We start from the raw sequence: 19,145 nt of genomic DNA, 5'->3' as shown, positions 1-19,145 counted from the left end.
CCGGTGTGCGCGTGGTGATCGTGTGGGTGCTCGGGGCGCTGCCGGTGGTGTGGGCGGCGATCACCTCGCGACCCGGGCGGATCACGCCCTGGGAGGCGGTCGCCTACCTGGCCGTGCTGGCGGTCGCGCTGCCGCTGGCCGGGCGGCGACCGGTCACCGCCCTGGTGGTCACCGCGGTGGCGTGGCAGGTGGGGTTCTTCGCCTCGGCGCGGGGCGACAGCACGATCGCGGTGGGGCTGCTGGCCGGTGGGCTGGTCGGCGTGGCGTTCCTGGCCGGTCGGCACGCGCGGACCGGTGAGCGCGGTGTCGTCGCGCTGGTCCTGATCGGCACGAGCACGGCGACCGCGGCGCTCGTGCTGACGGGCGCGGTGGACACCGCGTTGGCCGCGACCTCCGCCGTGGCGGTGCTGGCGGCCGTGCCGTGGGCCGTCGGCCGGTACCGCCGCCAGTACACGGCGATGGTGCGCGGCGGCTGGGAGCGCGCCGAGCAGCTGGAGCGCGACGCCGAGCACGTCCGCGTGCGGGAACGCGCCCGGCTCGCGGCGGAGATGCACGACCTCGTGGGGCACGAGCTGGCGCAGGCGGCCCTGCTGGTCGGCGCGCTGGAGGTCGCGCCCGCGCTCGCGCCGGAGCACCGGGAGGCCGCGCGTGCGGCGCGGTCCGCCGTCACCTCCGCCGCCGAGCGGCTCGCCGACGTGGTGAGCCTCCTGCGCACCGCCGAGCGGGAGCCGGTGGAGTCCGCGGCCGACGTCGTGGCGCGCGCCCGGCGGTCCGGGTTGCGGGTGGAGCTGACCGGCGACGGTCCGGGCGACGTCGACCCGGTGATCGCGCAGACCGTGCACCGGGTGCTGACCGAGGCGATCACCAACGCCATCAAGCACGCGCCCGGCGCACCGGTCTCCGTCGACCTGGGCCGGGTCGAGGACGGCGTCGAGCTGCGCGTGGTCAGCGGACCGGGCCGCCGGACCCCGGACGACGTGCCCGGCAGCGGGCAGGGCCTGCTGGGGTTGGCCGAGCGGGTCGCCCTGGTCGGCGGCCGGTTCACCGCCGGTCCCGACGAGGGCGGCGGGTTCGCGGTGACGGCCCGGCTGCCCGGCCGGGCGGTGGCCACGGCCGTGCCGCACCGCCACCGCGTCGAGCAGCAGGTGCGGCGCAGCGCCCGGCGCGCCGTGCTGCTGACCTCCGCGATCGCCGCTGGCATCGTGGTCGCCGTCCTCGGCTACCTGGTGTTCGACGCGGCGACGTCGACGCTGGACGCGACCGCGTTCCAACGGCTGGAGCCGGGTCGCCACGAGTCGGAGCTGGACCTGCCGCGCCGGGTTCGGGTGGACGCGCCGGACGACCCGCTGCCCGTCCCGGGTGGCGCGACCTGCCGGTACTACAGCACGCACATCAACCCGTTCGACGGGCGGCGGCTGGACCTGCACCGCCTGTGCTTCCGGGACGGGGTGCTGGTCGACAAGGCCCTGCTCCGCCGCGACCCGTGACGACGGGCATGATGCGGGGGTGATCAGGGTGGTGCTGGCGGACGACGAGGCGATCGTCCGGGTCGGGGTGCGTGCGGTGCTGGCGGCGGCGGACGACGTGGAGGTGGTGGCCGAGGCCGCCACCGGGAGCGCGGCGGTCGAGCTGGTGCGCGAGCACCGGCCGGACGTCGCCGTGCTGGACATCCGGATGCCGGGGATGGACGGGCTGGACGCGGCGGCCCGCATCCGCGCGCTCGACACCGGGACCGCCTGCCTGGTGCTGACCACGTTCGCCGACGACGCCTACATCTCCCGCGCGCTGGGCGAGGGCACCAGCGGTTTCGTGCTGAAGACCGGCGACCCCAACGAGATCATCGCCGGGGTGCGTGCCGCCGCGTCCGGCGCGGCCTACCTGTCGCCGCTGATCGCGAAGCGGGTGGTCGACCACCTGTCCGGGCGCGGGCCCCGGCTGCACGCCACGGAGCGCGTCGCCGGGCTGACCGCCCGCGAGCGGGAGGTGCTGGGCCTGGTCGGGGCCGGCTTGTCGAACGCGGAGATCGCCGAGCGCATCCACGTGGTCGAGGGCACCGTGAAACTGCACGTGGGTGCGGTCCTGCGGCAGCTCGACGTCCGCAACCGCGTCCAGGCCGCCATCGTCGCCTACGAGGCCGGCCTCATCCCGTGAACTCGGGCAACCGGCGCGCGACCTCCTCGGGCGAGGGCATCCGCGCCACCTCGTCGGCGACCACGCGCGCCGCCTCGCGGTAGCCGCCGTCCCGCAGCAGCTCCCGCGCCGCCGCCGTGATCGCGTCCCGCGTCTCCTCGGCCCGGAGGCCGGCACCGGCGGCGTGGACGGCGTCGGCGTTGGCGAACTGGTCGGCGCCCTGCGGCAGCAGCAACTGCGGCACGCCGGCGGCGAGCGCGCCGAGCGTGGTGCCGCTGCCGCCGTGGTGCACGACCAGGTCGACGTGCGGCCACAGGTCGGCCTGCGCCACCCACGGGCGGACGGTCACCCCCGGCGGCACCTCGCCGAGCTGGTCCACCGGCACCCGGCCGGTGGCGACCAGGACGTGCACGTCCAGGGCGGACAGGGCGTGGACGGCCGTCGCGAGCAGTTCCGGCGTGCCGAACGCGGTGCCGAGCGTCAGGTAGACCAGCGGGCGGTCGTGCCGGACCGGCGCGGCCGGCGTCGAGAACGGCACCGGCCGCAACGCGATCCGGTCGCGGTGGGCGAGGAAGTCGGGGTCCTGGAGGGACGGCGGGCAGATGTCCAGGTGCACGCCGCCGCCGGGGCGCTCCAGCCCGATGCCCTCCGGGAACATCCGCCCGAACCCGTGCCACAGCGCGGGCACCCCGGCGCGGGCCGCCGCGACACCCGCGCCCGGCACACCCCAGCCGTGCACCACGAGGTCGGGTCGCAGCCGGTCCAGCTCCGGGGCCAGGTCCTCGGCGTACACGTCGTAGAAGCAGTCCGCCGGGCGGAACGGCCGCAGCCCCTGCTCGGCGAGCACCGCGTGCACCGCTTCCCCGGCCGCGAAGCGCACGTCGTGCCCGGCGTCCCGCGCCGCGACCGCGAGCGGGACCATCGGGTAGGTGTGGCCCGCGGAGGCGAGGCTGACGAAGATCACGCGCATGGTCCGAACCTACCGCTCCCAGGCGAGGTCGCGGCCGGCGCGGGCGTACCAGCGGGCCAGTTCGGCGTCGATGCGGGCGGAGTCCTCGGCGGACAGCGTGACGGCGGCTTCGCGGTGCGGCCACGACTCGACGGCACGGGCACGCAGACCGGCAGGCGGGTGGCTGTCCCACAACGTCGACCCGTCCACCGAGGCGGCACGCAGTTCCGCCGGCGACAGGGTCGCCCGCACCCGTTCCGCCGCGGCACGCCACGTCGCCGGGCCCGGGTGGGCGTGGCGTGCGGTCGCGGTCGCCCGCACACCGCGCTCGGCCGCGGCGACCGCGCCCATCAGCTGGTCGGCGGCGACCAGGTCGTCCATCAGCGCCGCGGTCGCGTCGGTGCCCGCCAACCGCACCGCGACGGCGTCCGCGCAGTATTCGGCACGCTGCCGGTCGCGTGAGGCGACCACCAGCAATCCCGCCTGCACCAGCAGGAAACCACGCGCCACGAGCCGCTGGAGCGGCGCGATCACCGCCTCCACCAGTTCCACGAACGGGTTCGAGCCGGTGACCGACGCGCTCGGGCTCACCATGTCCGCGATCAGCCCCGGGGTGAGCAACGCGGGCGACGTGGCGACGCCGCGTGCCGGGTCGCCGTTGACGAAGTGCCCGAACTCGTGCGCCAGCAGCGCGACCCGCTGTCCCGGCGCGAGCACGCCCCACATCGGCAGGCCCAGCGTGAGCCGACGGCGGCGGCGCAGCCCGTGGACGCCGGCGCTCGCGTTGAAGTCGAAGTCGAGGGCGACGACGTGCGGTGCCGGCGCGCCCGCCGCCGCGCCGATCCGGTCCAGCAACGCGAACAACGTCGGCGCGGTGCCCCGCGTGACCTCGGCCCACTCGCCGCCCAGCCTGCCCAGGCGGGGTCGCAGCTCCCACGCGAGGCCGATCAGCAGCAGCCCGGGTACCGCCCAGAACGACGGGAAGTCACGCAGCACCAGGCGCACCCCGAGCACCAGGCCGCCGAGCACCGCCAGGGTCAGCACCGCCGAGGTGGCGATCAACGCGACCCGCGCGGCCGTCCACTCGGGACGGGTGGGCGGTGCGGCCGAGTAGGCGGCGAACTGGCGCGCGTCGAGCCGGCGGGCCACGGCCTTGAGTCTTTCCACGGCGGGAGTCTGCATCCCGCTCCCGCCGCCCGCGAGCGCATTCCGGGAAGTGGTCGGTCACGAACGCCTAACGCCCCGCGCCGACGGCCCAACCGGGCAGGTCGGTGGGCCGACGCGATCGACTCCGGCCGCACGCTCCGGCGGGGTCGGCTCGCTCACCGCCGCGTCAAGGCACCGCTCGGCAGGTGTCGGGCTCAGGCGGTCCACTCGGCCGGTGCCGCCCGGCGATCAACCCGGCCGCCGCCGCGCCGGGCCACCACTCGGCCGGCACCACGCTCAGGCGATCAGCTCGAACACCGCCACCTTGGCCGGGTCGGCGGGGTCGATCCTGGCCAGGTGCCGCGTGCCGGGCGTGTACTGGGAGTACGCCATGGCGGGCACCAGGTGCGTGATCGTGGCCTGGTAGGGCGCACCGTCCGCGGGCGTGACGTCGACGACCGAGGTGTACTGCTGCTGACCGACGACCAGCGTCCCGGTCGGGTCGAGGGTGCGGATGACGGCCGTCGCGGGCAGGCCGGTTTCGTGGAGCCGGCGGAGTTCCTGCCCGTAGGCGTTGGCCTCGCGCTGCTGGCGCATCTGCTCCTCGGCGGGCAGCGCGAGGAACGCGGCCATGCCGGGGTCTGCCTGCATGGTCTGGAAAGCCTGCGCCGCCATCGCGGTCGTCGGCACCTGCGGCACGATGTGGTGCCCCTGCCGCGCCGCCTCCTCCTGGAACCGCGCCGCCTCCTGCTGGAAGTCCTGCACCGCCCGCGTCGTCGCCTCCTGCGTCGCCGCGGTGATCCGGTCGCGAAACTTCTTGAACACGGTGCCCTCCCGAGCCGCTGGTGTGGTGACCACATCGTGCGGGCGGCCGGGCCCCTACCGATCACAGGTTGCCGCACCCGACCACCGTCCCGAGTGGACCGCCGAGGTGCGGCGAAGATCCGCCCTGAACCAGCCGGTTGCCACCATGTGGAATACCACGACCGGGATGGAAAGAATATTGCCTGGTCAGAGGCATTTCCATGATGCGGGAAGGCGCGCGACGCGGTTGACGCGCTCCGGGTGGCGTACCTAGCGTTCCCGCCATGAGGCTGCTCCGGCTGACGACCCGTCAGCACGTCGACCTGCTCCGGGTCGCCAGCGCGCTGTGTCCGTCGCGCTGAGCGACGCCGCTCACCCACCTCCGGCCGACCGACCGCACCCGACACCGGGTTCGCGGCTGTTCGGCGACCTCTCCTCCCGCACCTGATTCCTTGCGACATAAGGGGCAACAGGCACGCTCATGGGTATTTTCGCGCACTCCAGGACCATTCGGACCGCCGCCGCCGCGGTGCTCGTCGCCGCGCTGGCCGCGTGCGGCGGCCCGGCGGACGCCGGGTCCGGGCCTGTGGTGGTCAAGCTGGTCGACCCCGGCAACTACGGACCGCTCGCGTACGCCAAGAAGCACGGCAGTTTCGACGGACCGCTGGCCGCGCTGAACGCCAAGGTGGAGTGGGGCGGCACGTACGCGTCGTTCACCGCGACCACCGACGCCATCCACTCCGGCGCGGTGAACCTCGTCGAGGGCGCGTTCTCCCCCGCGCTGGGCTACCTCGCGACGTCGGACGACATCCGGGTGGTCGCGGTGAAGGACGTCGTGACCGACCCCCGCGCCGGTGCGGGCGACGGCCTGGTCGTGCCGCCGGACAGCCCGATCAAGTCGGTCGCGGACCTGCGCGGCAAGCGGGTCGCGGTGAACAAGGCCGGGCGCGGCGAGTACCTGCTGCTGCTCGCGCTCAAGGAGGCGGGCGTCCCGGCCGACCAGGTGCAACGCGTTTACCTGCAACAGGACCAGGCCGCTTCGGCGTTCGCGACCGGGCAGGTGGACGCGTGGGTGGCCATCGTGCGGGCGTTCCCGCAGGTGGTGGCCAAGGGCGCGCGGGTGGTGTTCCGCGGCCGGGACCTGCCGTCCGACGACATGAACATGTTCGTGGCGCGCACCGACCTGCTGGAGCGCGCCCCGGAGGTGGTCCGCGCCGTGCTCCGCGTGCTGTCCGAACTGGACGAGCAGGAGAAGGCGGAGCCGGAGAAGTTCCAGAACGTCTTCGCCACGCAGGGCCCGGCGGCGGCGAGCGGCCTGCAACTGGACAACAACATCGCCACCGCGCGCCACGACAACGTGCTGCGGCTGCCGCAACCCGGTGACGAGGTCCGGTTGGCCGGCGTGTCCGCGGTGTTCACCGAGAACGGGGTGCTGCCGACCGCCGCGGACCCGAAGAAGGTGTTCTACGACTGGGGTGACCGCAAATGACCGTCACGCGCGAACGCGCCGCGACACCGGCGCGCGTGCTGGAACCGCCCGCGTTCCTCGGGGTCGAAACGCGCAACCGGTGGCTGTCGCTGGTGTTGCGCGTCAGCGTGCCCGCACTGCTCCTCGCGGCCTGGTGGTACTCCACCACGCACGACCTGGTGTCGACCGAGGTGCTGGCGTCGCCGGGCCAGGTGGTGCGGGCGTTCGGCGAGCTGGTGGAAACCGGGCAGCTGTGGGACTACGGGCTGGCGTCGTTCCAGCGGGCCGGGCTGGGCGTGGGCATCGGGGTCGGCATCGCCCTCGTCCTCGGCCTCGTCAGCGGTCTGACCAGGCTGGGCGAGGAACTGGTGGACGCCACCGTGCAGATCATCCGGGTGGTGCCGTTCCTGGCGCTGGTGCCGCTGTTCATCTCGTGGTTCGGCGTGGACGAGGCGTTCAAGGTGGCGTTGATCGCGGTGTCGTCGGCTTCGCCGATGTACGCCTACACCTACCTGGGCGTGCGCTCGGTGGACCGCAAGGTGGTCGAGGCCGCCCGCGGGTTCGGGTTGCGCGGCTTCCGGTTGGCGATCGGCGTGATCCTGCCCAGCGCGCTGCCGAACATCCTGATGGCGTTGCGGATCTGCCTCGGCATCAGCCTGGTCGGCCTGATCGCGGCCGAGCAGGTCGGCGCCACGGAGGGGATCGGCTACCTGGTCACCCTCGCCCAGCAGTATTACCGCAACGACTACATGGTGCTGTGCATCGTCATCTACGCGTTGATCGGGATCGGGGTGGACCTGGTGATCAGGTTGGTCGAGCGGACCGCCATGCCGTGGCGGCGGCACGGGACGGCGAGCGGATGAGCGGCGCTGTCGACGCGGTGGTCCGGTTGCGCGGCGTCCGCAAGGCTTTCGGGTCCAAGCAGGTGCTCGACGGGGTCGACCTGGACATCGCACCGGGCGAGTTCGTCGCGCTGCTCGGACCGAGCGGCACGGGCAAGACCACGTTGCTGCGGCTGCTGTCCGGGCTGCACCGCCCCGACGCGGGCACCGTGCTGGTGCCACGCGTCCGCACCGTCGTGTACCAGGAACCACGCCTGGTGCAGGCGCGGCGGGTGCTGGCCAACGTCACGATCGGCCAACGCGGCAAAGCCGCCCGCGCGCCGGGCCTCGCCGCCCTGGCCGAGGTCGGGTTGGCGGACAAGGCACGCAGCTGGCCCGCCACGCTGTCCGGCGGCGAGGCGCAGCGGGTCGCGCTCGCCCGCGCCCTGGTCCGGCAGCCGGAACTGCTGCTGCTGGACGAACCGTTCGCCGCCCTGGACGCGCTGACCAGGTTGCAGATGCAGGAACTCGTCGCCGAGCTGTGCGCCCGCCACGGGCCGGCCGTGCTGCTGGTGACGCACGACGTGGACGAGGCGCTGCTGCTGGCCGACCGCGCGATCGTGTTGCGGGACGGCGGTTTCGCCCTCGACCGGCGGATCGACGTGCCCCGGCCGCGCGACCGCGACGACCGGGCCGTGATCACCCACCGCAAGGACTACCTGGCCGCACTCGGGGTCGCCCCCGACCGTTCTCCCCGGAGCACCGATGAGCACGTCAACGCTTGAGCAGGACCGGATCTGGTACACCCGCTGCCCCGTGCCCACGGCCAGCGGGCTCGCCTACCACCTGGGCTGGTTGGCGGAGGAGTACGCCGCCGAGGGCCTGGAGGTGGGCGTGCTCCAGGACGCCGAGCCGGAGATCGCCGCACGGCACTTCGACCACCGCCTCGTCGGGTTGTTCCGGGAGGGCGGCAACGTGCCCGCGCTGGTCGCGAAGTCCGAGGGCGCGCCGACCCGGCTGATCGGGTTGACCTGGATCGACGAGTCGCAGCTGATCGTGGTGCGGCCGGACGCGGGCATCACCGCGCCGGAGCACCTGGCGGGCAGGCGGGTCGCGCTGCCCGCCCTGGCCGCCGACCGGGCCCGCAGCTTCCCGCGGGCGATGGCGCTGCACGGTTTCGCCGGCGCGCTCGCCACCGCCGGTCTGTCCACTTCGGACGTCACGTTCGTGGAGGTGCCGACCGGGTCGGGCGACGTCGGGCGCGGTGCGAGCGGCGGCGGCTCGCTGTACGGGATCGAGGCGCTGGCCGCCGGTGTCGTGGACGCCGTCTACGTCAAGGGCGCGCAGGCCGCGGAGCAGGCCGCCGCGCACGGGTTGGTGACCGGGATCGACCTGGACTCGTTCCCCGACCGGCGGTTCCGGGTGAACAACGGCACGCCGCGACCCATCACCGTGCACGAGCGCATCCTCGCCGAACGGCCGGACCTGGTGGCCCGGTTCCTGCTCCAGACGTTGCGCGCGGCGGACTGGGCGGCGGACCACCTGGACCGGGTGCGCGAGATCCTGGCGCGGGAGACGAGGTCCGGCGCCGCGGGCGTCGAGGCCGCCTACCGGGACGGGTTCCACCGGTCGCTGCACCCGGACCTGTCCGACGAGCGGCTGGACCTGCTCACCCGGCAGAAGGACTTCCTGCTGGTGCACGGTTTCCTCGCGCGCGACGTGGACGTCCGCGCGTGGGCCGCGCACGAGCCGCTGGCCGAGGCCGCCGCGTTGCTGGAGGGCGGCCGGTGAGCGAGCCGCGGATCATCTGGACCATGCCCACCCGGGGCGACGGCCGGGGCGGACCCGCCCGCGGCTGGGACGCGCCGCCGCCGCTGCCGCCGACCGTCCGGGACGGGCGCGCGGGCGGACCCGCTTTCACCCCGTTCGACTACCTGCACCAGGTTTCCCGCGCGGCCGAACTCGGCGGGCTGGGCGGCGTCTACGTCCCGTACGACCCGCACGGCGAGGAGTCGCTGGTGGTGTCCGGCTCGGTCGGCCGGGACAGCCGGTTCCTGGAGGTGGTGGCGGGTTTCCCGGCGGGTGTCGCGACACCCGTGTACGCGGCGAAGCTGTCCGCCACGCTGCAACGGGCCTTCGGCGGGCGCTTCGCCTGGCGGCTGGAGGTGGAGCTGGACGAGCGCGTGCAGCGCGCCCAGGGCGATTTCGTCACCGGCGCGGACCGGTACGCGCGGGCGGCGGAGTTCCTGACCGCGGCCAGGGCGGTGTGGCACGGGCGGGACGTGGACTTCACCGGCCGGTTCTACGAGGTGGTCAAGGGCGGGTTCACCGGGCCGCTGGCCGGGTTGCCATTCCCCACCGTGTACCTGTCCGGGACGTCGGACGAGGCGTTGGCGCTGTCGGCCGAGCACGCCGACGTGCACGTGTTCGACCTCGCGCCGGACGACGAGCTGGACCGGCACGTCGCACGGCTCGGCGGGCGCGTCCGGTTGGCGTTGCAGACCACCGTGCACACCCGCGAGGAGGAGTCGGAGCTGTCCGGTTCGGCGGGTCTGCGCGGCACTTACGAAGAGGTCGCGGATCAGCTCCTGGCGTACCGGGAACGGGGGTTCGACACGTTCTTCCTGGCCGCCGAACCCCGGCTGGAGGAAGTGCTGCGGATCGCGCAGCACGTGCGACCGCTGCTCGCGGGGAGGGCGTGACGATGGCGATCGACATCTGGTGGCGGATCGGGATGGCGGGCGACCCGAGTTCGCTGCGCACCGCGCACCGGCAGTCCCGGGGCGACTGGGCGCCGCCGGGTCCGGACAGCATCACGCCGGGCGTGCGGGACGGCGCGCCGGACGGCTACGGCCTGCTCGACTACCTGGTGCAGACGGCGCGGGCCGCGGAGGGGCTGGGCTTCCACGGCGGGCTGCTGCCGTCGTTCCCCGGCACCGACGACCCGTGGGCCGTGGCGTCCGCGCTGGCCAGGGAGACCAAGACGTACCGGTTCATGGTCGCGTTCCAGCCGGGCTTCCTCAACCCGGTGCAGGCCGCGCGGATGTCCGCCAGCCTGCACCGCGCCACGGGGGGCCGGGTGACCTACAACATCATCACCGGCGGCGGCGGGCCGCCCCAGCTCTGGTGGGGCGACAAGGTCGCGCACGACGACCGGTACGCGCGGACGTCGGAGTTCCTGGACGTGCTGCGCGGCGTGTGGGACGGCGGGCCGTTCGACTTCACCGGCCGGTTCTACCGGGTGGAGGGCGGCGGGCTGCCCGGTCCGCTGGCCGGGCTGCCGTTCCCGGAGGTGTACTTCTCCGGTTCGTCGCCCGCGGCGATCGAGGCGGCCGGGCGGCACGCCGACTACTACCTGTCGTGGCTGGAGCCGTTCCCCGCGCTGCGTGCCAAGTTCGACGCGGTCCGGGAGCGCAGCGCGGCGCCGAAGTTCGCGGTGCGGGTGGACGTCCTGGCCCGGCCCACCGAGCGGGAGGCGTGGGCGGACATCGAGCGCGGCTGGCGGCACGTGCGGCCGGAGGCGGTGCGCGCGCAGCTCTCGCGCGACGGCGGCGACTCGTTCGGCGTGCGGCGCGCGGTGTCCTTCCAGCCCGGGACGTTCACCGGGTTCCGCGATTTCGAGGTGCAGCCCAACGTGTTCGCCGGGCTCGCCCTGATGCGGCCGGGACCGGCGTTCGGCCTCGTCGGCAGCTACCGGCAGGTGGCGGAGCGGCTGGACGAGCTGATCGACCTCGGGGTGGACTCCTTCATCCTGGCGGGCGGACCGCACCTGGAGGAGGCGTACCACGTCGCCGAGGGCGTGCTGCCGCTGCTGCGGAGCAGGCTCGCGGGCGCGGGTCGGTGACGCCGGGTGCGTAGACTGATCGGCGGCTTACGACCGGGAGACTGCTGATGGCGACGAGCGCGGCCCCGCCGGGCGCGCAGGCGGTGCAGCGCGCGCTCGGCGTGCTCCAGTGCTTCCGCCACCGCGGCCCGGAGCTGGGCGTCACCGACATCGCCAAGGCCATGGACCTGCCGATCAGCACCGCGCACCGGCTGGTGCTCACGCTGGTGGCGGCCGGTTTCCTGGAGCGCGACCCGGCCACCGCGCGGTACCGGCTCGGCACGAGCGTGGCGGAGTTGGGGCAGCTGCACTACTTCCAGCACGGCCTGCACCGGTTGGAGCCGGTGCTCGCCCGGCTCGCGCGTGCCACCAAGGCGTCCGCCAGCATCGCGGTGCGCAGCGGGCACGACGCGCTGGTGCTGATCGGCGGCACGGTCGGCGCGGAGTCGTCGGACGGCATCCGCGCGCCGCTGCACTCCACCGCCATGGGCAAGGTGCTGCTGGCGTGGGCGCCGCCGGGTGAGGACGACCTGGCGGCGCTGCCCGAGCTGGTCCGGCCGACCGAGCGGACCATCGGCAACCGCGCCGAGCTGCGTGCCGAGCTGGACCGGGTGCGCGTGGCGGGTTACGCGCTCAACGACGGGGAGAGCGAGCCCGGCGTCCGGTCGGTCTCGGTGCCGGTGCTGGACGCCGACGGCTTCAGCTACGCGGCGCTCACGCTGCGCGCCACGCCGGACGTGATCACCGACGACCACGTCCGCTGGTTCGTCGACCAGGCGTTGACCCGGGTGGACCGGGTCGCCGCCCTGCTGCTCCCCCCGCGGTAGCGGCCGACCGGTGGCCCCGCGGTAACAGCCCGAGCCGGGTGACCGGTTCGCGTCCGACCGCTCCCGGGCAACGCCGGCCCGACCGGGTGGCCCGGTTCGCCATCCGGCCGCTCACCCACAACAACAGCCCGACCCGGTCGGCCGGTTCGCCATCCGGCCGCTTACCCACAACAACAGCCCGACCCGGTCGGCCGGTTCGCCATCCGGCCGCTCACCCACAACAACAGCCCGACCCGGTCGGCCGGTTCGCCATCCGGCCGCCTGCCCACAACGACAGCCCGACTCGGGTGGCCCGGTTCGCCACCCGGTCGCTCCCCCGCGGTGCCAACCGCGTTTCCCACCCGGCGCGCCGTGCGCCGGGCTTCCACCGAACTCGCATGGAGGTTCACGATGTCCGTCCGCGTGGGGTACTTCCCGCACAACAACTCGCTGTTCGTGTTGCGGCACACCGGCATCCTGGAGCGCAGGCTGCCGGACGTCACGTGGGTCGACCTGCGGACCCTGCCGCAGGGCGAGCAGCCCGACCCCAGGTCGGGCCTGCCGACCGTCCACAGCGACCAGTTGTTCGCCGACGGCGGCTACGACGTGATCGGCACCGGGTTCACGCCGCCGATCACCGCGCTCGGCGCGGGGCGCGACGTGGTCTACCTCGGCGTGTCCGGCCCGCGGACCGAGAACGGCAGGCTGGTGGTGCGGGCCGACTCGCCGATCCGGGAGGTCGCCGACCTCCGCGGTCGCCGGGTCGGCATCGCGCACGGTTCCTGGCAGACCACGCTGCTGCTGTTCGCCCTCGACCAGGTCGGGCTGACGTGGGCGGACGTCGAGCCGGTCAACACGGGCGCCGACGCGGCACAGCTGTTCCTCGACGGTGCGATCGACGCGTGGACCGGTTCCTACCCCGAGCTGGACCGGGTCGAGGCGGAGACCGGGGTGCGCACGCTCGTCCGGACCGAGGGCCTGTTCAGCCACCCGTCGCTGTGGTTCACCCGGCGCGATTTCGCCGAGAACCACCGGGCGGAGCTGGCGGCGGTCGTCGAGTCCTTGCAGGAGTCCGACCGGTGGATCACCGAGAACCCCCGCGCCGCCGCGGAGTTCTTCGTGGCCGACGCGGAGTCCCGGGGCGTGGCCGCCGACCTGGACGCGTGGGAGCGCGCGCTGCGCAACCGGCCGTTCGGCGTGCACCCGGTGGACGAGGCGTTCCTCGCGGAGCAGCAGCGCGCGGCCGACCTGCTCGCCGCCAACGGCCTGCTGCCCCGCGCGGTCGACGTCCGCGGCGCCGTGCTGCCGTGGGTCGACGACCTGGTGGCGGGCACCGTCCCCGCGTGAACCGGTCGTCCCGGGGGCGCGGACCACCACGCCCCCGGGACGGCGCTCAGCGGAGCTTGCGGAAGAACGTCCGGAGGTCTTCCACCAGGGCCTCCGGGTCCTCCATCGACAGGAAGTGCCCGCCGCGGTCGAGTTCGGTCCAGTGCACGACGTCGTGGTCGCGTTCCGCCCATCGGCGGATCGTCACGTCGCGAGCGGACACGAGCACACCGGTCGGGGCTCCGCGACGGGGTTCGGCCGCCCAGTCGCCCGCGGAGATCTCCTCGTAGTACACCTGCGCGGCGGACGCGGCCGTGCCGGTCAGCCAGTACAGCGAGACCTCGGTGAGGATGCGGTCGCGGTCGACGCTGTCCTCGGGCAGGCCCTCCTCGGGGTCGGTGAGTTCCTTGAACTTCTCCACCACCCACGCCAACTGGCCGACCGGCGAGTCGTGCAACCCGTAGGCCACGGTCTGGGGCCGCTTGGAGTTGCACTGGAGGTAACCGTCGTTGAAGTTCCGCATCGCCTCCCACCGCCGCTGCTCGACCTCCGAGAGGCCGTCCAGCTCACCCTCCTCACCGACCGGGAACGCGATCATCGCGTTGACGTGCACGCCGATGACGTGGTCGAGGTCCTGCCTGCCCAGCTCGGGGGCGACCCACGAACCGGTGTCGTAGCCGTGCACGCCGTAGCGGTCGTACCCGAGGCGGGACATCAGGGTCGCCAGCAGGCCGGCCATCCGCGCCGCGCCCATGCCCGGTCCGGCCAGGGGCGTGGAGAACCCGAACCCGGGCAGGGACGGGATCACCAGGTGGAACGCGTCGGCCGGGTCGCCGCCGCGGGAACGCGGGTCGGTCAGCGGACCGATCACGTCCAGGAAGTCCACCACCCCGCCGGGCCAGCCGTGCAGCAGGACCAGCGGCGTGGCGTCGGGTTCCGGCGAGCGCACGTGCAGGAAGTGGAGGTTCTGCCCGTCGACGGTGGTGGTGAACTGCGGGTGGGCGTTGAGCGCCGCCTCCTGCGCACGCCAGTCGTAACCGGTGCGCCAGTGCTCGGCGAGGTCACGCAGGTAGTCGACCGGCACTCCCCGGCTCCAGCCGACGCCCGGCAGCTCGGCGGGCCAGCGGGTGCGGGCCAGTCGGTCGTGGAGGTCGTCGAGGTCGGTCTGGGGGATGTCGATGCGGAACGGGCGGATGTCGGTCATGCCGAAGACGCTAGGAGCCTCCTAGGACAGGTCTGTTCCTAAGCGCCGGCACACTGGTCGGCGTGCTGGAGACCTCGGCGAGACTGCTGAAGCTGCTGTCCCTGCTCCAGGCGCGCCGGGACTGGTCGGGCCCCGAACTCGCCACGCGCCTCGGGGTCACCACCCGCACGGTGCGCCGGGACGTGGAACGCCTGCGGGAACTCGGGTACCCGGTGCACGCCGTCCAGGGCGTCGCGGGCTACCGGCTGGGCGCGGGCGCGGCGCTGCCGCCGCTGCTGCTGGACGACGAGGAGGCGGTGGCCGTCGCGGTCGGGCTGCGCACGGCGGCGGGCGGTTCGGTCGCGGGGGTGGAGGAGCCATCGCTGCGGGCGTTGGCCAAGCTGGAGCAGGTGCTGCCGTCCCGCGTCCGGCACCGGGTCAACACGCTGCACACCGCCACCGTCCGCGCGGGTGCGCCACCCGGCCCGCAGGTGTCGCCGGACGTGCTCGTGGCCCTCGCCGACGCCTGCCGACGCCGGGAGCGCCTGCGCTTCGACTACCGGAGCCCGCGTGGCGCCGGCACGACCCGCCTGGTCGAACCGGACCGGCTGGTCAACTTCGGCCGGCACTGGTACCTGGTGGCGTTCGACACCGACCGCGACGACTGGCGCACGTTCCGCGTGGACCGGCTGACGCCCCGTACGCCGACCGGACCGCGCTTCACGCCACGGCAACCGCCTTACGACGACGTGGCGACCTACCTGGCGCACCAGCTCTCGATGCGCACGTGGCCGTGCCAGGCCACCGTGGTGCTGCACGAACCCGTAGAGGCCGTCGAGCACCGCGTGTGGCCCGGCATGGGCACGTTGGAACCCGTGGACGCCGATAGCTGCCTGCTGCACGTCGGCGCGGACGACCCGGCCGCCCTCGTCTGGATGATCACGTCGGTCGACGCCGACTTCACCCTGGTCGCCGGGCCGCCCGAGCTGGGCGCCGCGTTCCGGGCCCAGGCCGAGCGCTGCCTCCGCGCGGTGGACGTCAGTCGCGCTTGAACACCCGGCGGCCGGCGAACCACGTCTCGGTCACCGCGGTCCGGTGCACGTCCGAGACCGGACCCTCGAACGGGTCGCGGTCCAGCACGACGAAGTCGGCGGACTTGCCCGGGGTCAGGGAGCCGGTCACGTCGTCCACGCCCATCGCGCGAGCGCCGGAGAGGGTGAACGCCTCCACGGCCTCGGCGAGCGTGATCGCCTGCTCGGGCCACAGCGCGCCGGGGTGCGTGCCCGCCGGGTCCTGCCGCGTCACCAGGCCCTGGATGCCCTCCCAGGCGTTCGGCGACTCGCTCACCGGCCAGTCCGAACCACCCGCGACCAGGGCGCCGCTGTCGAGCAGTGCCCGGTTCGGCTGCATCCGGGCCGCGCGCTCGGCGGGCAGCACGTTCGCGATGGCCGCGGGGATGACGCCGGGCACCCACAGGAACGGCGAGATGTCCGCGGCCACGCCGAGTTCGGCGAACCGCGCCAGGTCGTCCGGGTGCACGAACTGGCCGTGCGCCACCTGGAACCGGGTCGCGGTGTGGCCCTCGGCACGCAGCTTCGCCACCGCGTCCAGGGTCGCGCGGACCGCGGCGTCGCCGGTGCAGTGGACCTTGGCGGACAGCCCCGCCTCGGCGGCGGCGCGCAGCCGGTCCTCCAGCTCGGCGGGCGGCATGGTCGGGGTGCCGTGGAAGCACGCCCCGTGCACGTCGTCGGGCAGGTAGGGGTCCAGGAACGCCGCCGTGCGGGTCGGCGGCACGCCGTCCAGGAAGATCTTCACGAAATCCGGCCGGTGGTGCGTGCCGCGGTACTTCCCGCCCAGTTCCAGCAGTGCCGGGCCGATCGGGTCGAAACCGAAGATCGGGTCGTTGACCAGCAGCGACGTCACGACCCAGGCGTCCAGCTCACCCGCGTCGTCGAGGCTCTTGAGCGCGTTGAGGATGTCGACCGACACGCCGGCGTCCTGGAACGCGGTGATGCCGTACGAGTGCAGGACGCCGATGGCGTGCCGCGACGCCTGCGCGTGCTGCTCCGCGGTGAGCCGGTGGCTCTCCCCCACGGCCCGCGCGACCTGCACGCCCGCGGCCTCCAGCAGGACACCGGTCGGTGCGCCGGTGACCGGGTCGCGGACGATCTCGCCACCCGCCGGGTCCGGGGTCGCGGCGGTGACGCCGGCCAGTTCCAGCGCCCGGCTGCTGACCCACCGGTTGTGCCTGCTGTCGTCGGCGAGCATGACCGGCCGCCCACCCGCCGCCGCGTCCAGCGCGTGCCGGGCGGACTCCCGCGACAGCGTCTCCACCAGGGTCGACGCCCACGCGCCGCCGATGACCCACTCGTCGGGTCCCAGACCACGCGACCGCTCGCGGACCGCGTCGAGGATCGCCTCGAACCCGGCGTCGCCGCCGAAGGTCAGCTCGAACAACGCCGCCCGCCCGGCGAGGGCGTGGTGGTTGTGCACGTCCACGAGGCCGGGCATGACGAACGCGCCGCCCATGTCGCGGACCTCGGTGTCCGGTCCGCGCTCGACCTCTTCGAGCGCGACCACCTTGCCGTCCGCGACGGCCAGCGCCGTCGCCCGGGGGCGGGTGCGGTCGACCGTGTGGACGGTCGCGTTGGTGAGGATCAGGTCGACTGCCAAGGTGCGGTCACTTCCCGGTCAAGTCGTGGGCGCCACCGCGCGCGGCGGCACCGGGCAGCCGTGCGCGCACGCCGGAGACGGGCTGGCGGAGCGCGGAGGGCGTGGTCCGGTGATCTGCTGCGCGACACCCGGACATGCGGCTCCTCACTCCCCGACGCAGGCAGTCTCGACACGCCCCGGTCTTGGCGGAACGGGGCGACGAGTGGCTGTGCGGCGCCGGACAAGAAGAATGCGCTGACGGCCAACCGGCGGTACCGGCGGTACCGCCGGCGCGCGGCTCGATCGGCACGGCGGGCGACCCGGTGTCGCGAAGCGCGCCCGGTGCGAATCGACCAGCACGGCGCGGGCGGTCCCGCCGGCGCGGAGCGCGGCCCGGCAGACGCTAAGACACCCGACCGGGCTCGTTCGAACGGCCGTTCGGGATGCGGAGAACGGAGCAACCCGATCGCGTAGGCTCCACCGGCCACCGCGAACCCGAGGAGTGCTCACATGGCCAAGGCCGCCGATCCGGCACGTGCCGAGTTGGACGCCCGCAACCGCTGGAACAGCCTCGACGCCCCGCCGCCGCCCGTGGACGACGGGACCGGGCGGAAGGTCGCCCTCCAGCCGAGCGCCCGGCTGCGGGAGATCGAGCGGCGGGCGCGGATCATCACGGCGTCCACCAGCCTGGCCGAGGCGGTGTGCGCGTTGCTGGCTTCGGCCGGGGTCGAGGCCGAGGTGGACCAGGTGCGTGCCGAGCCCGGGTCCGACGAGCAGGTGATGGCCGTGCGCTCCGGACACCGGGTGGTGCCGGTCCGGCCCGCCACGACGCCGCTGCGCGTGTGGGACGTGGCACCGGGTGACACCACGATCGACCTCGCCGGGGACGCCGCGGTGGTGGACGTCGCGCTCGACTCCGACGGGTGGGCGTCGGCCCGGGCCGTCGCCGACGCCCTGGCCCCGGTGATCGGGTCGCCGGCCACCTGATTCCGGGCGACCATGAATCCACCCTCGTGCCCGGGTGGAGGTGACCGACGTGGCGGCGGAGCCCGTGCTGGGGATCGACGCGCTGCCGCGGCTGTCCCCGATGCTGGCGAGCACGGGGCCGGTGCCGTCGGGACCGGGCCTGGCGGTGGAGTTCAAGTGGGACGGCTACCGCGCGCTGGCCTACTGCGCCGGGCACGCCATCCGCCTGCAAAGCCGCAACGACCTGCCGCTGATCGGCGCCTACCCGGAGGTCGGGGTGCTGCCCGACCTCTTGGCCGGGCGCGCCGCGGTCCTCGACGGCGAGGTGGTCGCCCTGGACGACCGGGGCCGACCGGACTTCGGGTTGCTGCAACAACGCTCAGCGCCGCTCGCCCGGCCCACCCGCGTCGCCTACTTCGTGTTCGACCTGCTGCACCTCGACCACCGCTCGCTGCTCACCGCGCCCTACACCGAGCGCCGCGCCCTGCTCACCGCGCTCGCCCTGCCCGGCGAGCACGCCGTCCAGGTGCCGCCCTACTGGCTGGACACGAGCCCCGACACCCTCCTGCACGTGGCGGACCAGCACGGGCTGGAGGGGATCATGGTGAAGCGGGCGTCCTCGCGTTACGAACCCGGCCGCCGCTCGCCGGCGTGGACCAAGGTCCCGCTGCGACGCACGCAGGACGTGGTCATCGGCGGGTGGCTGCCCGGCCAGGGCAGGCGCGCGGGTGTCCTCGGCTCGCTGCTGATGGGCGTGTACGAGGACGACGCCCTCCGGTACGTCGGCAACGTGGGCACCGGCACGGGGTGGACCGAGCGGTTCCTGGTCGACCTGACCGACCGGTTGCGGCGGCTGGCGGGCGGCAACCCGTTCGACGACGCCGTGCCCACCGCGTACGCCCGCCGCGCGCACTGGGTCCGGCCGGAACTCGTGGGCGCCGTGCACTACCGCGCGTGGACGAGCGACAACCGGCTCCGCCAGCCGTCGTTCCACGGCCTGCGACCCGACATCGACCCCGCGTCCGTGCGGCGGGCGTGAAAAAGCCCCTCGACCCAGGGGGTCGAGGGGCG

General features: G+C 74.2%; 19 protein-coding genes. 14 read left to right on the top strand and 5 right to left on the bottom strand.

The genetic code is table 11. From position 1 onward, the window contains the following. Positions 1 to 5: 5 nt before the first annotated feature. Both KZQ38_RS24210 and KZQ38_RS24205 read left to right on the top strand, forming a co-directional pair. Positions 6 to 1,487 carry a sensor histidine kinase gene (locus KZQ38_RS24210; protein WP_219444781.1) on the top strand — a complete coding sequence of 494 codons (1,482 nt, stop codon included), beginning with the start codon at positions 6 to 8 and terminating at the stop codon, positions 1,485 to 1,487. Between the two features lie 19 nt (positions 1,488 to 1,506). Then, complete coding sequence (locus tag KZQ38_RS24205) at positions 1,507 to 2,151, top strand: response regulator (protein WP_219444780.1); 645 nt, start codon at positions 1,507 to 1,509, stop codon at positions 2,149 to 2,151. Here KZQ38_RS24205 and KZQ38_RS24200 read toward each other — a convergent pair. The 3 genes from KZQ38_RS24200 to KZQ38_RS24190 all read right to left on the bottom strand — a co-directional run bounded on the left by KZQ38_RS24200 (position 2,141) and on the right by KZQ38_RS24190 (position 5,050). Further along, a complete protein-coding gene (locus KZQ38_RS24200) occupies positions 2,141 to 3,100 on the bottom strand; it encodes a glycosyltransferase (protein WP_219444779.1) in 960 nt (319 codons plus the stop codon). The genes KZQ38_RS24205 and KZQ38_RS24200 overlap by 11 nt on opposite strands. Before the next feature lie 9 nt (positions 3,101 to 3,109). Further along, complete coding sequence (locus KZQ38_RS24195) at positions 3,110 to 4,246, bottom strand: M48 family metallopeptidase (protein WP_219444778.1); 1,137 nt, start codon at positions 4,244 to 4,246, stop codon at positions 3,110 to 3,112. A 276-nt stretch (positions 4,247 to 4,522) separates the two neighbouring features. Then, positions 4,523 to 5,050: a hypothetical protein gene (locus KZQ38_RS24190; protein ID WP_219444777.1), complete on the bottom strand. Its 528-nt coding sequence runs from the start codon at positions 5,048 to 5,050 to the stop codon at positions 4,523 to 4,525. A gap of 263 nt (positions 5,051 to 5,313) precedes the next feature. Between KZQ38_RS24190 and KZQ38_RS37520 the strand changes: the two genes are divergently transcribed. The 9 genes from KZQ38_RS37520 (at position 5,314) to KZQ38_RS24150 (ending at position 13,294) form a co-directional block, all read left to right on the top strand. Further along, entirely contained in the window at positions 5,314 to 5,391 is a 78-nt protein-coding gene (locus KZQ38_RS37520; RefSeq protein ID WP_372452283.1) for a putative leader peptide, read from the top strand. Positions 5,392 to 5,510: 119 nt separating this feature from the next. Beyond that, a complete protein-coding gene (locus tag KZQ38_RS24185) occupies positions 5,511 to 6,518 on the top strand; it encodes an NrtA/SsuA/CpmA family ABC transporter substrate-binding protein (RefSeq protein WP_219444776.1) in 1,008 nt (335 codons plus the stop codon). Continuing rightward, the gene (locus KZQ38_RS24180; protein WP_219444775.1) at positions 6,515 to 7,360 is read left to right on the top strand and encodes an ABC transporter permease; all 846 of its coding nucleotides are present in this window, start codon (positions 6,515 to 6,517) and stop codon (positions 7,358 to 7,360) included. Before KZQ38_RS24185 ends, KZQ38_RS24180 begins: the two co-directional genes overlap by 4 nt. Beyond that, on the top strand, positions 7,357 to 8,103 hold the full coding sequence (locus tag KZQ38_RS24175; RefSeq protein ID WP_219444773.1) for an ABC transporter ATP-binding protein: 747 nt from the start codon (positions 7,357 to 7,359) through the stop codon (positions 8,101 to 8,103). Before KZQ38_RS24180 ends, KZQ38_RS24175 begins: the two co-directional genes overlap by 4 nt. Beyond that, positions 8,084 to 9,109: an ABC transporter substrate-binding protein gene (locus KZQ38_RS24170; protein WP_219444771.1), complete on the top strand. Its 1,026-nt coding sequence runs from the start codon at positions 8,084 to 8,086 to the stop codon at positions 9,107 to 9,109. The genes KZQ38_RS24175 and KZQ38_RS24170 overlap by 20 nt, the downstream gene beginning before the upstream one ends. Further along, entirely contained in the window at positions 9,106 to 10,020 is a 915-nt protein-coding gene (locus KZQ38_RS24165; RefSeq protein WP_219444769.1) for an LLM class flavin-dependent oxidoreductase, read from the top strand. Before KZQ38_RS24170 ends, KZQ38_RS24165 begins: the two co-directional genes overlap by 4 nt. Before the next feature lie 2 nt (positions 10,021 to 10,022). Then, positions 10,023 to 11,162 (top strand): LLM class flavin-dependent oxidoreductase, encoded by a 1,140-nt coding sequence (locus KZQ38_RS24160; RefSeq protein WP_219444767.1) that lies wholly within the window; start codon positions 10,023 to 10,025, stop codon positions 11,160 to 11,162. A 47-nt stretch (positions 11,163 to 11,209) separates the two neighbouring features. Next, complete coding sequence (locus KZQ38_RS24155) at positions 11,210 to 11,968, top strand: IclR family transcriptional regulator (RefSeq protein ID WP_219444765.1); 759 nt, start codon at positions 11,210 to 11,212, stop codon at positions 11,966 to 11,968. Between the two features lie 390 nt (positions 11,969 to 12,358). Then, positions 12,359 to 13,294, top strand: a complete 936-nt coding sequence (locus KZQ38_RS24150; RefSeq protein ID WP_219444763.1) for an ABC transporter substrate-binding protein — start codon at positions 12,359 to 12,361, stop codon at positions 13,292 to 13,294. Between the two features lie 46 nt (positions 13,295 to 13,340). Here KZQ38_RS24150 and KZQ38_RS24145 read toward each other — a convergent pair whose 3' ends face one another. Continuing rightward, the gene (locus KZQ38_RS24145) at positions 13,341 to 14,477 is read right to left on the bottom strand and encodes an epoxide hydrolase family protein (RefSeq protein WP_219444761.1); all 1,137 of its coding nucleotides are present in this window, start codon (positions 14,475 to 14,477) and stop codon (positions 13,341 to 13,343) included. Positions 14,478 to 14,539: 62 nt separating this feature from the next. Here KZQ38_RS24145 and KZQ38_RS24140 point away from each other — a divergent pair, with 62 nt between their 5' ends. Continuing rightward, positions 14,540 to 15,508 carry a helix-turn-helix transcriptional regulator gene (locus KZQ38_RS24140; RefSeq protein WP_219444759.1) on the top strand — a complete coding sequence of 323 codons (969 nt, stop codon included), beginning with the start codon at positions 14,540 to 14,542 and terminating at the stop codon, positions 15,506 to 15,508. On the opposite strand, the gene KZQ38_RS24135 is transcribed toward KZQ38_RS24140, so the two are convergent. Continuing rightward, a complete protein-coding gene (locus tag KZQ38_RS24135; protein WP_219444757.1) occupies positions 15,495 to 17,129 on the bottom strand; it encodes an amidohydrolase in 1,635 nt (544 codons plus the stop codon). The two genes, KZQ38_RS24140 and KZQ38_RS24135, sit on opposite strands and share 14 nt — an antisense overlap. A gap of 489 nt (positions 17,130 to 17,618) precedes the next feature. On the opposite strand from KZQ38_RS24135, the gene KZQ38_RS24130 reads away from it, so the two are divergent. Both KZQ38_RS24130 and ligD read left to right on the top strand, forming a co-directional pair. Continuing rightward, positions 17,619 to 18,095 (top strand): hypothetical protein, encoded by a 477-nt coding sequence (locus tag KZQ38_RS24130; protein WP_219444756.1) that lies wholly within the window; start codon positions 17,619 to 17,621, stop codon positions 18,093 to 18,095. Between the two features lie 49 nt (positions 18,096 to 18,144). Further along, positions 18,145 to 19,113 carry a non-homologous end-joining DNA ligase gene (ligD, locus tag KZQ38_RS24125; RefSeq protein ID WP_308258567.1) on the top strand — a complete coding sequence of 323 codons (969 nt, stop codon included), beginning with the start codon at positions 18,145 to 18,147 and terminating at the stop codon, positions 19,111 to 19,113. The last annotated feature ends 32 nt before the right edge of the window (positions 19,114 to 19,145 follow it).

The organism is Saccharothrix obliqua (genome assembly GCF_019375475.1).
GTDB classification, from domain to species: Bacteria; Actinomycetota; Actinomycetes; order Mycobacteriales; family Pseudonocardiaceae; genus Actinosynnema; species Actinosynnema obliqua.
This window is presented reverse-complemented; position numbering and strand designations above follow the sequence as displayed.

What these genes read in the sequence shown, in the direction of transcription:
- KZQ38_RS24175 (WP_219444773.1), top strand. Translation starts at nt 7,357, where the DNA reads ATGAGCGGCGCTGTCGACGCGGTGGTCCGGTTGCGCGGCGTCCGCAAG.
- KZQ38_RS24170 (WP_219444771.1), top strand. Translation starts at nt 8,084, where the DNA reads ATGAGCACGTCAACGCTTGAGCAGGACCGGATCTGGTACACCCGCTGC.
- KZQ38_RS24160 (WP_219444767.1), top strand. Translation starts at nt 10,023, where the DNA reads ATGGCGATCGACATCTGGTGGCGGATCGGGATGGCGGGCGACCCGAGT.
- KZQ38_RS24155 (WP_219444765.1), top strand. Translation starts at nt 11,210, where the DNA reads ATGGCGACGAGCGCGGCCCCGCCGGGCGCGCAGGCGGTGCAGCGCGCG.
- KZQ38_RS37520 (WP_372452283.1), top strand. Translation starts at nt 5,314, where the DNA reads ATGAGGCTGCTCCGGCTGACGACCCGTCAGCACGTCGACCTGCTCCGG.
- KZQ38_RS24150 (WP_219444763.1), top strand. Translation starts at nt 12,359, where the DNA reads ATGTCCGTCCGCGTGGGGTACTTCCCGCACAACAACTCGCTGTTCGTG.
- KZQ38_RS24200 (WP_219444779.1), bottom strand. Translation starts at nt 3,100, where the DNA reads ATGCGCGTGATCTTCGTCAGCCTCGCCTCCGCGGGCCACACCTACCCG.
- KZQ38_RS24185 (WP_219444776.1), top strand. Translation starts at nt 5,511, where the DNA reads ATGGGTATTTTCGCGCACTCCAGGACCATTCGGACCGCCGCCGCCGCG.
- KZQ38_RS24145 (WP_219444761.1), bottom strand. Translation starts at nt 14,477, where the DNA reads ATGACCGACATCCGCCCGTTCCGCATCGACATCCCCCAGACCGACCTC.
- KZQ38_RS24180 (WP_219444775.1), top strand. Translation starts at nt 6,515, where the DNA reads ATGACCGTCACGCGCGAACGCGCCGCGACACCGGCGCGCGTGCTGGAA.
- KZQ38_RS24130 (WP_219444756.1), top strand. Translation starts at nt 17,619, where the DNA reads ATGGCCAAGGCCGCCGATCCGGCACGTGCCGAGTTGGACGCCCGCAAC.